At 69.0% G+C, this 13,620-nt stretch carries 15 protein-coding genes; 8 read left to right on the top strand and 7 right to left on the bottom strand.

The genetic code is table 11. From position 1 onward, the window contains the following. Nucleotides 1-248: 248 nt before the first annotated feature. From cds1 to ponA2, 3 genes are read right to left on the bottom strand one after another with little or no spacing between them, the layout of a single operon-like run. Entirely contained in the window at nt 249-1,364 is a 1,116-nt protein-coding gene (gene cds1 / locus G6N19_RS11100) for an L-cysteine desulfhydrase Cds1 (RefSeq protein WP_013830884.1), read from the bottom strand. Next, nucleotides 1,361-2,326, bottom strand: coding sequence for a metallophosphoesterase (locus G6N19_RS11105; RefSeq protein WP_013830883.1), 966 nt, complete (start codon nt 2,324-2,326; stop codon nt 1,361-1,363). Before G6N19_RS11105 ends, cds1 begins: the two co-directional genes overlap by 4 nt. Before the next feature lie 38 nt (nt 2,327-2,364). Further along, nucleotides 2,365-4,797 carry a transglycosylase/D,D-transpeptidase PonA2 gene (ponA2, locus tag G6N19_RS11110; RefSeq protein WP_193464936.1) on the bottom strand — a complete coding sequence of 811 codons (2,433 nt, stop codon included), beginning with the start codon at nt 4,795-4,797 and terminating at the stop codon, nt 2,365-2,367. A gap of 354 nt (nt 4,798-5,151) precedes the next feature. On the opposite strand from ponA2, the gene G6N19_RS11115 reads away from it, so the two are divergent. After that, nucleotides 5,152-5,514, top strand: a complete 363-nt coding sequence (locus G6N19_RS11115) for a WhiB family transcriptional regulator (protein ID WP_041319030.1) — start codon at nt 5,152-5,154, stop codon at nt 5,512-5,514. A gap of 38 nt (nt 5,515-5,552) precedes the next feature. Here the strand turns inward: G6N19_RS11115 and G6N19_RS11120 are convergent, their stop codons facing one another. Beyond that, nucleotides 5,553-6,704: an ArsA family ATPase gene (locus G6N19_RS11120; RefSeq protein WP_013830880.1), complete on the bottom strand. Its 1,152-nt coding sequence runs from the start codon at nt 6,702-6,704 to the stop codon at nt 5,553-5,555. Further along, complete coding sequence (locus G6N19_RS11125; RefSeq protein ID WP_193464937.1) at nt 6,701-7,744, bottom strand: ArsA family ATPase; 1,044 nt, start codon at nt 7,742-7,744, stop codon at nt 6,701-6,703. The genes G6N19_RS11120 and G6N19_RS11125 overlap by 4 nt, the downstream gene beginning before the upstream one ends. A gap of 50 nt (nt 7,745-7,794) precedes the next feature. Here G6N19_RS11125 and G6N19_RS11130 point away from each other — a divergent pair, with 50 nt between their 5' ends. From G6N19_RS11130 to G6N19_RS11140, 3 genes are read left to right on the top strand one after another with little or no spacing between them, the layout of a single operon-like run. Continuing rightward, nucleotides 7,795-7,956, top strand: coding sequence for a hypothetical protein (locus G6N19_RS11130; RefSeq protein ID WP_013830878.1), 162 nt, complete (start codon nt 7,795-7,797; stop codon nt 7,954-7,956). Further along, entirely contained in the window at nt 7,953-8,408 is a 456-nt protein-coding gene (locus G6N19_RS11135; protein ID WP_013830877.1) for a RidA family protein, read from the top strand. Before G6N19_RS11130 ends, G6N19_RS11135 begins: the two co-directional genes overlap by 4 nt. A 2-nt stretch (nt 8,409-8,410) precedes the next feature. Next, complete coding sequence (locus tag G6N19_RS11140; protein ID WP_193464938.1) at nt 8,411-9,190, top strand: MBL fold metallo-hydrolase; 780 nt, start codon at nt 8,411-8,413, stop codon at nt 9,188-9,190. A 70-nt stretch (nt 9,191-9,260) separates the two neighbouring features. Here the strand turns inward: G6N19_RS11140 and crp are convergent, their stop codons facing one another. Both crp and G6N19_RS11150 read right to left on the bottom strand, forming a co-directional pair. After that, entirely contained in the window at nt 9,261-9,935 is a 675-nt protein-coding gene (crp, locus tag G6N19_RS11145) for a cAMP-activated global transcriptional regulator CRP (RefSeq protein WP_013830875.1), read from the bottom strand. A 106-nt stretch (nt 9,936-10,041) separates the two neighbouring features. Beyond that, nucleotides 10,042-10,182, bottom strand: a complete 141-nt coding sequence (locus G6N19_RS11150; protein WP_013830874.1) for a hypothetical protein — start codon at nt 10,180-10,182, stop codon at nt 10,042-10,044. 132 nt (nt 10,183-10,314) lie between these two features. Here G6N19_RS11150 and nth point away from each other — a divergent pair, with 132 nt between their 5' ends. From nth to marP, 4 genes are all read left to right on the top strand, one after another. Beyond that, a complete protein-coding gene (gene nth / locus G6N19_RS11155; protein WP_193466377.1) occupies nt 10,315-10,995 on the top strand; it encodes an endonuclease III in 681 nt (226 codons plus the stop codon). A 22-nt stretch (nt 10,996-11,017) separates the two neighbouring features. Then, complete coding sequence (locus G6N19_RS11160; RefSeq protein ID WP_041320327.1) at nt 11,018-11,635, top strand: TlpA family protein disulfide reductase; 618 nt, start codon at nt 11,018-11,020, stop codon at nt 11,633-11,635. Between the two features lie 104 nt (nt 11,636-11,739). Beyond that, on the top strand, nt 11,740-12,423 hold the full coding sequence (locus G6N19_RS11165) for an NUDIX hydrolase (RefSeq protein ID WP_081465682.1): 684 nt from the start codon (nt 11,740-11,742) through the stop codon (nt 12,421-12,423). Next, nucleotides 12,420-13,613 carry an acid resistance serine protease MarP gene (marP, locus tag G6N19_RS11170; protein ID WP_013830870.1) on the top strand — a complete coding sequence of 398 codons (1,194 nt, stop codon included), beginning with the start codon at nt 12,420-12,422 and terminating at the stop codon, nt 13,611-13,613. The genes G6N19_RS11165 and marP overlap by 4 nt, the downstream gene beginning before the upstream one ends. Nucleotides 13,614-13,620 lie beyond the last annotated feature (7 nt).

Genomic DNA, 13,620 nt, shown 5'->3' on the forward strand with positions numbered 1-13,620 from the left:
ACCCAAACGCGCTGCCCAGAAGCCGATTGCGGGACACAGGTCACTCCTCCGGCGCAGCATGAAACGCCCCACAATCCGGCGCGGGAAGCTGCAAACGCCGCCAAAACTAGGCAGACTGGCTAATAACTAAACGCTGTGCAAGGGAGTCAGATCATGACGCTGTTGGGCGGAGCGGTGTATGCGGGTTTCTTCACGCTGGCTGCGCTGTGGCTGGTGGCCACCAACCCCGACAACGTCGAAGAACAGACTCACCCGAACGCGAAGCGGCAGGACCGCTCGAACTCGGACAGCACCGCCGCGGCCCCCGTCGGGTCCAGCCCCTGCTGTGCCAGCCAGTCGTCGCTGAAGTAGGTGTCGGCGTAGCGGTCGCCGCTGTCGGCCAGCAAGGTCACCACCGATCCGCTGCGTCCGTCGGCGACCATCTCCGACAGCAACCCGAACGCCCCCCAGATGTTGGTTCCGGTGGAGGCACCCACCCGCCGGCCCAGGACCGCGCTGACATGACGTGCCGTGGCCACCGAGGCCGCGTCGGGTACCGCGACCATCCGATCCACCACATCCGGCAGGAACGACGGCTCCACCCGCGGCCGCCCGATGCCTTCGATACGCGACGACTCCTCGATCTCCAGGTCATACCGGCACTGCTCGTAGGCCGGGTAGAACGCCGAATGCTCCGGGTCGACCACGCAGAGCCGGGTGGCGTGGCGGCGATACCGGATGTAGCGCCCGATCGTGGCACTGGTGCCACCGGTGCCGGCCCCGACCACGATCCAGTCCGGGATCGGGTGCGCCTCGTCGCGCATCTGCTGAAAGATCGACTCGGCGATGTTGTTGTTGCCGCGCCAGTCGGTGGCCCGTTCGGCGTTGGTGAACTGATCAAGGTAGTGCCCGTCGGCCTCGCGAGCGATCCGTTCCGCCTCGGCGTAGACATCGGCCGCATGGGCCACGAAGTGGCACCGTCCGCCCTGCGCCTCGATCAGTGCCACCTTGGATGCGCTGGTCGAGGCCGGCATCACCGCGACGAAGGGCAGGCCCAGCAGGGCCGCGAAGTAGGCCTCGGACACCGCCGTGGACCCCGAGGAGGCCTCCACCACCGTGGTGCCCTCGGCGATCCGGCCGTTGCACAATCCGTACAGGAACAGCGAACGCGCCAGCCGATGCTTGAGGCTGCCGGTGATGTGGGTGGTTTCGTCCTTGAGATACAGCGCCACGTCAACGTCGGCGGCCCACGCCGACGGCAGCGGGTAGCGCAGCAGGTGGGTGTCGGCGCTGCGCCGCGCGTCGGCCTCGATCAGCCGGATCGCGTTGTCGGCCCAGCGTCGTGGGCGACCATGGGTCGCAATGAGCGCCGATCGCCCGGTCAACGAGCCGACACGGACGGCTCCCAGGAGCCGCGAGTGAGCCGCGAGTCATCGCCGCCGGTCGGCGCGGGCACCAGGGTCAGCAGGGTTGCCTCCGGACGGCACGCGAAGCGCACCGGCGCGAACGGTGAGGTGCCGATGCCGGCCGAGACGTGCAGGCGCATATGGGCACCCCACTGCGACGGTCCCTTGGCCCGGGAGCGATCCAGGCCGCAGTTGGTCACCAGCGCGCCGTAGAACGGCAGGCACAGCTGCCCGCCGTGGGTGTGGCCGGCCATCACCAGTTGGTAGCCGTCGGCGGCGAAGCGGTCGAGCACCCGCGGCTCCGGGGAATGTGTCAGCCCCAGCCGCAGTGCGGCGGTCGGGTCGGCCGGGCCGGCGATGGTGTCGTAGCGGTCCCGTTCGATGTGCGGGTCATCGACACCGGCCGCGGCTATCCGCTGCCCGGCGACGTCGAACTCCCGACGGTTGTGGGTCAGGTCCAGCCAGCCCCGCTCGGTGAACGCCGCCCGCAGGTCCTGCCACGGCAGCGGCGTGCCGTAGATGCGATGCGTGGGCTTGGTCAGGTACTTCGCCGGGTTCTTGCACCGCGGCCCGAAGTAGTCGTTGCTGCCGAAGACGAACACGCCGGGCACCGAGAGCAGATCACCCAGCGCCTGCACCACCGCCGGCACGGCCTTGGGGTGGGCGAGGTTGTCACCGGTGTTGACCACCAGATCCGGTTCCAGCCGGACCAGCTCGCGCAGCCAGGCCTGCTTGCGGCGCTGGCCGGGGCGCATGTGGATGTCGCTGATGTGCAGCACCCGCAGCGGTGACGAACCCGGCGCCAGCACCGGCATCGTCGCCTGACGCACCACGAAGTTGTTGCGTTCGATGATCGCGCCGTAGCCAATGGCCAGGGCCGCCGGCCCGAGCGCCGCCGATGCGGCGACCAGGGACCGGGTCAGGGCAGGTGATGGAGCCATGCGTTTCAGAATACTGCGCCTCGGCAGCGGCTCCGCGGTTACGGCGGCAACGGCTGCCCCGGCGCCGGCGGCGGCAGCAGCGGAATGGTGATCGGCGGCAGCCCGGGGATCTCCACCACGGTCGAGCCCACCGGCCCGAGCGGCGGCCCGCCCTCCGGCGGCGGGGGCGGTGGCGGCGGGATGCCGTTGCTGACCTCGATGGTCACGATCGAGCCGGGAATGGTCTGTCCGCTCGGCGAGGTACCCACCACCGCTCCGGAGCGGGCGCTGCTGTTGACCCAGTTCGGTTGGTCGGCGACCTGGAAGCCGACTTCCTTGAGCCGCTGGCGCGCGGCGTCGACGTCCAGGCCGACGACGCTGGGCACCCGCGAGTTGGGGCCGCCGTCGACGTAACGGGGATCGGTCGGCGGCATGATGACCTCACCGAAGTCGGTGGCGATCGGCTTCATCGCTGCGAACCAGGTCCGGGCCGGCTCGTTGCCGCCGAACAGGTCGCCGTCCCCGCAGTGCCGCAGCGGGAACGAGCACAGGTCCGACGGCGAACTGGAGTCGTCGAAGATGTAGTTGGCTGCCGCGTAGCGGTTGGTGAAGCCCAGAAAGCCCGACGACCGGTGCGCCTCGGTGGTACCGGTCTTGCCGGCCATCGGCAGATCCCAGCCCACCGAACCCGCCGCCGGTGCTGCGGTGCCGCCGCCCTGGATGTCCTTGCCCAGCGCATTGGCCAGCGTGTTGGCCAGCCCTTCGGGAACCACCCGCTCACAGATTTCGGTGGTGACGGCCACCTCGTTGCCGTTGCGGTCGAAGACCTTGTCGATCGGGTTCGGCGGGCACCAGATACCGCCGGAGGCCAGCGTGGCGGCGACATTGGACAGCTCCAGCGCGTTGACCTCGATCGGGCCCAGCGTGAACGACCCCAGGTTCTGCCGCTTGACGAAGTCGGCCAGGCTCTCGTTGCTGTCCGGGTCATAGTCGCGGGCGGTACCGGGATCGGCGTAGGAGCGCAGCCCCAGTTTGATCGCCATGTCGACGGTGCGTCCCACCCCGACCTGCGAGATCAGTTTGGCGAACGCGGTGTTGGGCGAGGTGGCCAGTGCGGTGGAGACGTTCATCGGCGACCGGTAGGGCGCGACGTTCACCACGCACCAGGTCTCCTTGGGGCACCCCTTGGCGCCGCCTGAGCCCATGCCCTTGGTCTGGAATCGGCCCGGCACGTCGAGTTCGGCGCTGATGCCCATGCCCATCTCGAGTGCGGCGGCCACCGTGAACGTCTTGAAGATCGACCCGGCGCCGTCACCGACCAGCGAGAACGGTTGCGGGCGCATGGTTTCGCCGATGTCGCCGTTGAGCCCGTAGGTGCGGTTGCTGGCCATCGCCAGCACCGGGTGCGCCTCGGGGCCGGGCTTGATCACGCTCATCACGCTGGCGATGCCCTGCACGTTCGGGTTGGCGAAACTGTCGATCGCCTGCTTGACCGAGCCCTGCACGTCGGGGTCCAGCGTGGTGTGGATGACGTAACCGCCGCGGGCCACCTGTTCCTTGCTGATTCCGGCGCGCGCCAGGTACTCCTGCACGTAGTCGCAGAAGAACGCCCGGTCGCCGGCCGCGATGCAGCCCCGCGGCAGCTCGTTGGGCTGCGGCAGGATGCCCAGCGGTTCCTCCTTGGCCGCCCGCAGCGCGTCGGCCTGGTCGGGAAGATTCTCGATCATGGTGTCCAGCACCAGGTTCCGCCGCGCCAGCGCGCCCTCCGGATTGGTGTAGGGGTTCAGCGCGCTGGTCGACTGCACCATCCCGGCCAGCATTGCCGACTGCTGCCAGTTCAGCTCCGAGGCGTCGACGCCGAAGTAGGTCTGGGCGGCGTCCTGGATGCCGAAGGAATTGTTGCCGAACGACACCAGATTCAGGTAGCGGGTCAGGATCTGCGGCTTGGTGAAGGTGCGGTCCAGCGTGAGCGCCATCCGGATTTCGCGTAGCTTGCGCGCCGGGGTGGTCTCGATCGCGGCGCGCTTCTCGGCGTCGGTCTGGGCCAGCACCAGCAGTTGGTAGTTCTTGATGTACTGCTGCTCGAGGGTGGACCCGCCGCGGGTGTCGAGGTCACCGGAGGCATAGCCGGCCAACCCGGTCAGCGTGCCCTTCCAGTCCACGCCGCTGTGTTCGGCGAACCGCTTGTCCTCGATGGAGACGATCGCCAGTTTCATGGTGTCGGCGATCTTGTCGCTGGGAACCTCGAATCGGCGCTGGGAGTACAACCAGGCGATCGTGTTGCCCTTGGCGTCGACCATCGTCGTCACCGCCGGCACGTCGCCGCCGACCAACTGGGCCGAGCCGTTGGCGACCACGTCGGAGGCGCGGTTGGACATCAGGCCGATACCCCCGGCGACCGGGAACAGCAGCGCCGCGAGCAGCACGGCGGCGAGCAAACAACACCCGGCCAGTTTGAGCACGGTTGGGCCGGTCGGGGGACGCTCCGACATGGCTAACACACTAACGCCGGGAGCCGGGGGCGCTCACCGAAGTCCCCAGCAGACTCCGGCGCCGGGGGTGAGCGCTGGATCCGGGGCCGGTCCGCGCCCCCCGAAAAACGCCGAGTCCAGACCGTTCGCAGCGGCCCGCCACCGTGCAGATCATGATCGGACGGCACGGTTGTCCCAAAAAAGTGGGTATCTACCAGTTGCGCGAAAGCCACCTGACCACCTAACTCGGACATCGAGTGCGATTCAGGTAACACTGATGACACGATGTGGCGTAGATCGCAATGGCTGGGTCGACGCTGATATCGAAGGTACTGAATAGGTGGCTGCTGGGGCGGCCGGGACGGAGGATCGTCAGTGTCTCTTACACGGCCAGCGGTTCAAAAGACCAACCCACCGGCGACACCGGCCTCCCGTACCGTCCTGCGCGGCGTGCAGGACGAGAGCAGGATCGCCTGGGTCTCCAAGGCGCTGTGCCGCGGCGCCGACCCGGATGAGCTCTTCGTACGCGGTGCCGCACAGCGCAAGGCCGCGGTGATCTGCCGGCACTGCCCGGTGGTGCTGGAATGCCTGGCCGACGCCCTGGACAACCGGGTCGAGTTCGGCGTGTGGGGCGGCATGACCGAGCGGCAACGGCGGGCGCTGCTCAAGCAGCATCCCGAGGTGACCTCGTGGCGCGACTACTTCGCCGCCCAGCGCAAACAGCGTGACGCCGGGTAAGCGGCGCCGGCTGAAACGCGACTGAGTCTTCTTTGCGTCTACTTCGCCGTCAGCTGGTCGGCGATGGCGCCGAGTGCTTCCAAGTCGGAGACGTCGAACGGTAGCGACGGCACCCCGACGATGGGAACCCGGGGGTTCGCCCGGGTGAAGCGCGACAGCAGCCGGACCTCACGTTTGGCGGTGGCACCACGTTCGGCGTGAATCCGCAGTGCCGCAGTGGCCAGCGCCTTCGCCCCGTCGGACACCGACTCGCTCGGGGCCTGCTGCAGCGTCTCGATGCCGTCGATGGCGCGCTCGATGGGCAGCTCGCACAGCATCGGATGGGTCCGGTTGAGGACCAGCCCCGCCAGCGGCATGTGTTCGCCGGCGAGCCGGTCGACGAAGAACGATGCCTCGCGCAGCGCGTCGGGCTCGGCCGCTGACACCACCACGAACTGGGTACCGCGCCGCTTGAGCAGATCGTAGGTGCGGTCGGCCTTCTCCCGGAACCCACCGAACGTGGCGTCGAGGGACTGAACGAAGTTGGCCGCGTCCGAGAGCATCTGCGAGCCGAGCACGGTCGACAGCGCTTTCATCGCCAAGCCGAGCGCACCCGCCACCAGCTTGCCGATGCCGCGCCCGGGACCCAGCAACAGCTTCCACAGCCGGCTGTCCATGAAGCTGCCCAGCCGCTTCGGCGCGTCCAGGAAGTCCAGGGCGTTGCGGGACGGCGGGGTGTCGACCACCACCAGATCCCAGCGGTCCTCGGCGAGCAGCTGGCCGAGTTTCTCCATCGCCATGTACTCCTGCGTGCCCGACAGCGAGGTGGCGACGGTTTGGTAGAACTGGTTGCTCAAAATCGCCTCCGCCCGCTCCGGGCCGGAGTACTGGACCACCATCTCGTCGAAGGTGCGCCGCATGTCGAGCATCATCGCGTACAGCTCGCCGGGCACCTCCGGGGCCAACGGCACCCGCTGGGGGCTGTTGCCCAGATCGTCGATGCCCAGCGCCTGCGCCAGCCGCCGGGCCGGGTCGATGGTCAACACCACCACGGTGCGGCCGTATTCGGCGGCCCGTAGCGCCATCGCGGCGGCGGTGGTGGTCTTGCCGACGCCGCCGGCGCCGCAGCACACCACCACGCGGTTGGCGGTGTCGGCCAAGATGGCGGCCATGTCCAGCGCCGCCGGCTTGCCGGTCGTTTCGGGTGTCATCGAACCCCCTGTCGGCCGAGAATCTCGGATAGCTCATACAGACTGCCGAGGTCGACTCCGTCGGTGATCGTCGGCAGGTGCAGCCGCGGCACGTCCAGCTGCTCCAGCTGCTCGGCCGTCTCCGTCCGGGCGTTGATGCGGGTGGCGTGCTGGATGGTCTCGGTCAGCAGGCCCGCGAAGTCGTCGTCGGACAGCGTGATGCCGGCCGCGGTCAGGCCGGCGCGGACCGCGTCGGCGTCGACGACTCCTTCGGCGGCCTTGGCCAGGTCGTCGGGTTCCAGATGCGCGGGGATGTCGCGGTTGACGATCACGCTGCCGATGGGCAAGTCCAGCTCCCGCAGCTCCTCGATCGCCTCGAGGGTCTCCTGCATCGGCAACGCCTCCAGCAGCGTCACCAGATGGATGGCGGTCTGATCGGAGTGCAGCAGCTTCACCACGCCGTCGGCCTGCGAGTGCACCGGGCCGCCCTTGGCCAGCTGTGACACCGCCTTGGTGACGTCGAGGAACCGGGCGATCCGGCCGGTCGGCGGCGCGTCCACCACGATCGCGTCGTAGACCGGCTTGTTGTTCTTGTCGGTCTGGATCACGTGGTACTTGATCTTGCCGGTGAGGATGACGTCGCGCAGGCCCGGGGCGATGGTGGTGGCGAATTCGACCGCCCCGACGCGCTTCATGGCCCGGCCGGCGATGCCCAGGTTGTAGAACAGCTCGAGGTATTCCAGGAACGCGGCCTCGATGTCCATCGCCAGCGCGTCGACCTGCCCGCCGTCTTCGGCAGTCGCGACCTTGAGCGGGTCGATGGGCAGCGGTGGCACGTCGAACAGTTGCGCAATCCCTTGGCGCTCTTCGACTTCCACGAGCAGTACCCGGCGCCCGCCGGCCGCCAGCGACAACGCCAGCGCGGCGGCCACGGTCGATTTGCCGGTACCGCCCTTACCGGTCACGAAATGGAGCCGGGCCCTCGTCAATCGCGAGGGCCAGCCGATGGGACTCGTGCCTGTCGGCGCCTGCGCGCCGTCCTTCCCCGGTGAGGCTGTCACCACTGCATGCTAACCAAGCGCTTGCCCGGGCTAACGATAAGCTCGCTGCTATGAGCGAACGCACCGCGTGGGAGTACGCCAATGTCCCGCTGATCACGCACGCCACCAAGCAGATTCTCGATCAGTGGGGCGAGGACGGCTGGGAACTGGTCTCGGTGCTCCCCGGGCCCTCCGGTGAGCAGCTCATCGCCTTCCTGAAGCGCCCGAAATGAGCTGGCGGGCGCGGCTGAGCGAACTCGGGATCGAACTGCCCGAGACCGCCGCACCGTTGGCGTCCTACGTTCCGGCGGTGCGGACCGGCGACCTGGTCTACACCTCAGGTCAACTGCCGATGACCGGCGGCAAGCTGGCCCGCAGCGGCAAGGTCGGCGCCGAGGTCAGTCCCGAAGAGGGGCACGCGCTGGCCCGGATCTGTGCGCTCAACGCGCTGGCCGCCGTGGACGCCCTGGTCGGTATCGACGCGGTGACCCGGGTGGTCAAGGTGGTCGGGTTCGTGGCCTCCGTCCCGACCTTCAACGGCCAGCCCGGCGTGGTCAACGGTGCCTCCGAGTTGCTCGGCGAGGTGTTCGGGGAGGCCGGCGCGCATGCCCGCTCGGCCGTCGGAGTCTCGGCGTTGCCACTGGACGCACCCGTCGAAGTCGAGTTGATCGTGGAGATCGGATAGGTGTGTCACTGAGTCATCCCGCCTACGGTCGGCTGCGACCGGTCACCGAGACCGCGTCGGTGCTGCTGGCCGACAACCCCGGCCTGATGACCTTGGAGGGCACCAACACCTGGGTGCTGCGCGGGCCGCGCAGCGACGAGGTGGTGATCGTCGACCCCGGCCCGGACGATGACGAGCACATCGGCCGGCTCGCCGAGCTCGGCAAGGTCGCGCTGGTGCTGATCAGCCACCGCCACTTCGACCACACCGACGGCATCGACAAGCTGGCCGACTCGCTCGACGTACCGGTGTACTCGGCGGGCAGCGGATTCCAGCGCCGGCTCGGCGGCGGCCTGATCGATGGCCAGGTGATTGAGGCGGCGGACCTGCGCATCACGGTGTTGGCCACCCCGGGGCACACCGCGGACTCGCTGTCATTCGTGCTCGACGATGCGGTGCTGACCGCCGACACCGTGCTGGGCCGCGGCACCACCGTCATCGACACCGAGGACGGCGACCTGGCGCACTACCTGGACTCACTGCACCGGCTGCGCGGCCTGGGAGAGCGCACCGTGTTGCCCGGGCACGGGCCGGAGCTGCCGAACATCGATGCGGTGACCGCCGGATATCTGGCGCACCGCGAGCAGCGACTCGATCAGGTGCGCTCGGCGCTGGCTGAACTGGGCGAGGACGCCACCACACGCCAGGTCGTCGAACACGTCTACACCGACGTCGACGAGGAGTTGTGGGACGCCGCCGAATGGTCGGTGCAGGCCCAGCTGGACTATTTGCGGGCTACCTAGTCACCGCGGGCAGACGCATCGGCCCCCTTTTCTTGCCGAAATTAGGGGCTTTCGCGTCTGCTCGGCGGGATTACCGCGCCCGGCGGGCCAGCCGCTCGGAGTCGGAGATCAGCACACTCTTGCCCTCCAGCCGGATCCAGCCGCGGTGGGCGAAGTCGGCCAGCGCCTTGTTCACCGTCTCCCGCGAGGCCCCCACCAGCTGGGCGATCTCCTCCTGCGTCAGGTCGTGGGTGACCCGCAGGGCGCCGCCCTCCTGGGTGCCGAACCGCTGCGCCAGCTGCAGCAGCTGCTTGGCAACCCGGCCGGGCACGTCGGTGAAGATCAGGTCGGCGAGGTTGTTGTTGGTGCGGCGCAGCCGGCGCGCCAACACCCGCAGCAGCTGCTCGGCGATCTCGGGCCGGTCGGAGATCCACGACCGCAGCGCGTCGCGGTCCATCGAGACCGCCCGCACCTCGGTAATGGTGGTCGCGCTGGAGGTCCGCGGGCCGGGGTCGAAGATCGACAGCTCGCCGAACATGTCCGACGGTCCCATGATGGTCAGCAGGTTCTCTCGGCCGTCGGGCGACCGCCGGCCGATCTTCACTTTCCCGGAGACGATGATGTACAGCCGATCGCCGGGCTCTCCTTCGGCGAACACCGTGTGTCCGCGCGGAAAGTCCACGGGCTGAAGCTGCTTGGTCAGCGCGGCGACGGCGCTGGGCTCAACTCCCTGGAAGATTCCGGCCCTCGCCAGGATCTCGTCCACGTTGCCCCTTAGATGTTCTTGAATGAAGGTTTGAAACGCGCAAACGCCAGCCTTTACCGGGCTAGCCATCTGAGTCTAGAGCCAGGCGTCAAGCGTCGTGCCAACGCTACACACGATTGGCGCGCCGAGTCCGGGGAAACTGCGGATTCGTCGCCTCGGCCTCGCTCAACCCGGTCTCGATGCGCTCCAGCCCGACCGCTGCCAGCATCAGCAACGCGGGTATGGCGGTGATCAGCAGCCAGGACACAAAGGGACAGTAAACCTGGGCAAGGTCTCATTGCGGTCACAAATTAGTACCCTGTCGGAGGTGACAGTGGACAAAGCCGCCCGCGCGGCGCGGACGGAGACCCGGATCGGGTTGGTGCGGCGTGCCCGCCGAATGAATCGGACTCTGGCGCAGGCCTTTCCGGATGCCCACTGCGAGCTGGACTTCACCACGCCGCTGGAGCTCGCCGTCGCGACGGTGCTGTCGGCCCAATGTACCGACGTGCGGGTGAATCTCACGACGCCGGCGCTGTTCGCCCGCTACCCGGCCGCGCTGGACTACGCGCAGGCCGACCGCACCGAGTTGGAGGAGCTGATCCGGCCCACCGGCTTCTACCGCAACAAGGCCACCTCACTGATCAAGCTGGGGCAGGCGCTGGTCGAACGCTACGACGGGGAACTGCCCGACACCATGGACGAACTGGTGCGGCTGCCCGGGGTGGGCCGCAAGACCGCCAACGTCATCCTGGGCAACGCGTTCGGGGTACCGGGCATCACCGTCGACACCCACTTCGGGCGCCTGGTGCGACGGTGGGACTGGACCGCCGAGGAGGACCCGGTCAAGGTCGAGCACGCGGTCGGCGAACTGATCGAGCGCAAGGAATGGACGCTGCTGTCCCACCGGGTGATCTTCCACGGCCGTCGCGTCTGCCACTCCCGCAAACCGGCTTGCGGCGTGTGCGTGCTGGCCAGGGACTGCCCCTCGTTCGGGCTGGGACCCACCGATCGGCTGGAGGCCGCCGCGCTGGTCCGGGGTCCCGAGACCGAGCATCTGCTGGCCCTGGCCGGGCTGTAGCGGCCTGGTGCGGATGCGGCCGATGAGCAGGTCGACCTGGTGGACCCTGGCGGTACTGGCGGTGGCCACCGCGCTGGTCGCCGCGCTGGTGATCGAGCTGCGCCGCGAACCGGTCCGGCCGGACCGCGGCGCGCCTGTGCCCGCGGTGGCCCAAGACCTCACCGTCCTGCGGGAGCGAGCCGGCCTGCCGCCGTGCCGGGATGCATCCGACGGGGCCGGCCCGGCGGCGCTGCGCGGCGTCACCGTGGCATGCGCGGCCGACGGTGCGCCCGTCGACGTGGCCGCAATGTTCGCCGGCCGACGGGTGGTGCTGAATCTGTGGGCCTACTGGTGCCGACCGTGCCGCGACGAGTTGCCCGCCTTCGCCGAATACCAGCGTCGCGCCGGGCCGGACGTGACGGTGGTGACGGTGCACCAAGACGACAACCAGGCCGCCGGGTTGGCGCTGCTGGCCGAGCTGGGCGTGCGGCTGCCCACGCTGCAGGACGGCCGGCGCCAGGTGGCGGCGGCGTTGCGGGTGCCCAACGTGATGCCTGCGACCGTGGTGCTCGCCATGGACGGTAGCGTTGCCCGCATCCTGCCGCAGTCCTTCGCCACCGCCGATGAGATCGCCGCCGCCGTCGGAGGCAGTGGGCGTTGAGGTGCGGCGATGGGGAGCGGGCAGAGGGAGACGCGGTGAACGCTGGCGAGTCCCGGTCTCGGGCCCCGTCCTGGCTGCGCCCGCTGGTCGACAACGCCGACAAGATGCCCAACGCCTACCAGCGTCGGCTGCCGGCCGACATCCGCAGAATGGTCACCGCGGCCAACGCCGAAGCCGACATCACCGGACACGGGCGCGACGCGGCGGTGTTGGTGCTGTTCTCCGGTCCGCCGTCGCAGCAGGCTGGTGACATACCAGAATCTGCCGACCTGCTGGTCACGGTGCGGGCCTCGACGCTGCGCCACCACGCCGGCCAGGCCGCGTTCCCGGGCGGGGCGGTCGATCCCGACGATTCCGGGCCGGTGGCCACCGCGCTGCGGGAGGCGAACGAGGAGACCGGAATCGACCCGCACCGGGTGCACCCGCTGGCGGTGCTGCAAAAGGTCTTCATCGCACCCTCGGGGTTTCAGGTGGTACCGGTGCTGGCCTACTCGGAGGACCCCGGGCCGGTCAGCGTGGTGGATCCGGCCGAGACGGCGGTGGTGGCACGGGTTCCGCTCCGGGCATTCATCAACCCCGCGAACCGGTTGATGGTTTACCGTGATGCCCGCAGCAGGCGTTGGGCCATGCCGGCGTTTCGGCTCAACGAGATGCTGGTCTGGGGGTTCACCGCCCAGGTGATCTCGGCGATGTTGGACGTGGCCGGCTGGGCGCAACCCTGGGACGACACCGAGGTGCGCGGCCTGGACGAGGCGATGGCCCTGGTTGGAGGAGAAGGCGGTATATGACGTCGTCGCAGTGGCTGGACATCGCCGTGCTGGCGATCGCCTTCGTTGCCGCAGTGTCCGGCTGGCGCTCCGGCGCGCTCGGCTCGCTGTTGTCCTTCGTCGGCGTGGCGCTCGGTGCGATGGCCGGGGTGCTGCTGGCCCCTCACCTGATCGAGCACGTCGCCGGTGCCCGGCTCAAGCTGTTCGCCGCGCTGTTCCTCATCCTGGCCATGGTCGTCATCGGCGAGGTCGCCGGCGTGGTGCTGGGGCGGGCGGTGCGCGGAGCGATCCGCAGCCCCGGTGTCCGCGGGGTGGATTCGATCGTCGGGGTGGTGCTGCAGCTGGTCGTGGTGCTGATCGCAGCCTGGCTGCTGGCCACCCCGCTGACCGCGTCCGATCAGCCGAGCCTGGCCGCCGCGGTCAACGACTCGCGAGTGCTGCGCCAGGTCGACGATCTGGCGCCGGGCTGGCTCAAGAACGTGCCGCGACGGTTGTCGGCGGTGCTCGACGACTCCGGGCTGCCCGCCGTACTGGAACCGTTCAACCGCACCCCGATCGCCGCGGTGGACGCGCCCGACCCCGGATTGGCCGCCAGCCCGGTGGTCGAGGCCACCGCGCCGAGTGTGCTGCGGATCCGCGGCGTAGCCCCCAACTGCCAGAAAGTGTTGGAGGGCACCGGTTTCGTGATCTCGCCCAACCGGGTGATGACGAACGCGCACGTGGTGGCCGGGTCGGACAGTGTGTCGGTGGAGAGCGGCACCAAGTCCTACGACGCCACCGTGATCTCCTTTGACCCCAAGGAAGACATCTCGATTCTGGCGGTGCCGGACCTGCCGTTGCCGCCGCTCCCGTTCGCGCCCTCGCCGGCCGAGCCCGACACCGACGCGCTGGTGCTGGGCTATCCCGGCGGTGGGGTCTTTGAGGCCACCCCGGCCCGGGTTCGCGACACGATCAACCTCGAGGGGCCCGACATCTACCGCACCACCACCGTCACCCGCCGGGTCTACACGATCAGAGGCACTGTGCAGCAAGGCAATTCCGGTGGGCCCATGATCGACATGGAGGGTCGGGTGCTCGGCGTGGTGTTCGGTGCGGCGGTTGACGACGCCGACACCGGGTTCGTGATGACCGCCGAGGAGGTGTCGAACCAGCTCGCCCGGATCGGCGACACCGCGCCCGTGTCGACCCAGACCTGCGTCGGCGGTGAGTGAGTCGGGT

Origin of the sequence: Mycobacterium novum, assembly GCF_010726505.1 — a bacterium.
Taxonomy (GTDB): Bacteria; Actinomycetota; Actinomycetes; order Mycobacteriales; family Mycobacteriaceae; genus Mycobacterium; species Mycobacterium algericum.

Bases quoted from the DNA above. Each gene is read 5' to 3' on its own strand.
- G6N19_RS11105 (WP_013830883.1), bottom strand. From the start codon at position 2,326: ATGGCTCCATCACCTGCCCTGACCCGGTCCCTGGTCGCCGCATCGGCG.
- ponA2 (WP_193464936.1), bottom strand. From the start codon at position 4,797: ATGTCGGAGCGTCCCCCGACCGGCCCAACCGTGCTCAAACTGGCCGGG.
- G6N19_RS11120 (WP_013830880.1), bottom strand. From the start codon at position 6,704: ATGACACCCGAAACGACCGGCAAGCCGGCGGCGCTGGACATGGCCGCC.
- G6N19_RS11130 (WP_013830878.1), top strand. From the start codon at position 7,795: ATGAGCGAACGCACCGCGTGGGAGTACGCCAATGTCCCGCTGATCACG.
- G6N19_RS11135 (WP_013830877.1), top strand. From the start codon at position 7,953: ATGAGCTGGCGGGCGCGGCTGAGCGAACTCGGGATCGAACTGCCCGAG.
- nth (WP_193466377.1), top strand. From the start codon at position 10,315: ATGAATCGGACTCTGGCGCAGGCCTTTCCGGATGCCCACTGCGAGCTG.
- G6N19_RS11160 (WP_041320327.1), top strand. From the start codon at position 11,018: ATGAGCAGGTCGACCTGGTGGACCCTGGCGGTACTGGCGGTGGCCACC.
- G6N19_RS11165 (WP_081465682.1), top strand. From the start codon at position 11,740: ATGCCCAACGCCTACCAGCGTCGGCTGCCGGCCGACATCCGCAGAATG.
- marP (WP_013830870.1), top strand. From the start codon at position 12,420: ATGACGTCGTCGCAGTGGCTGGACATCGCCGTGCTGGCGATCGCCTTC.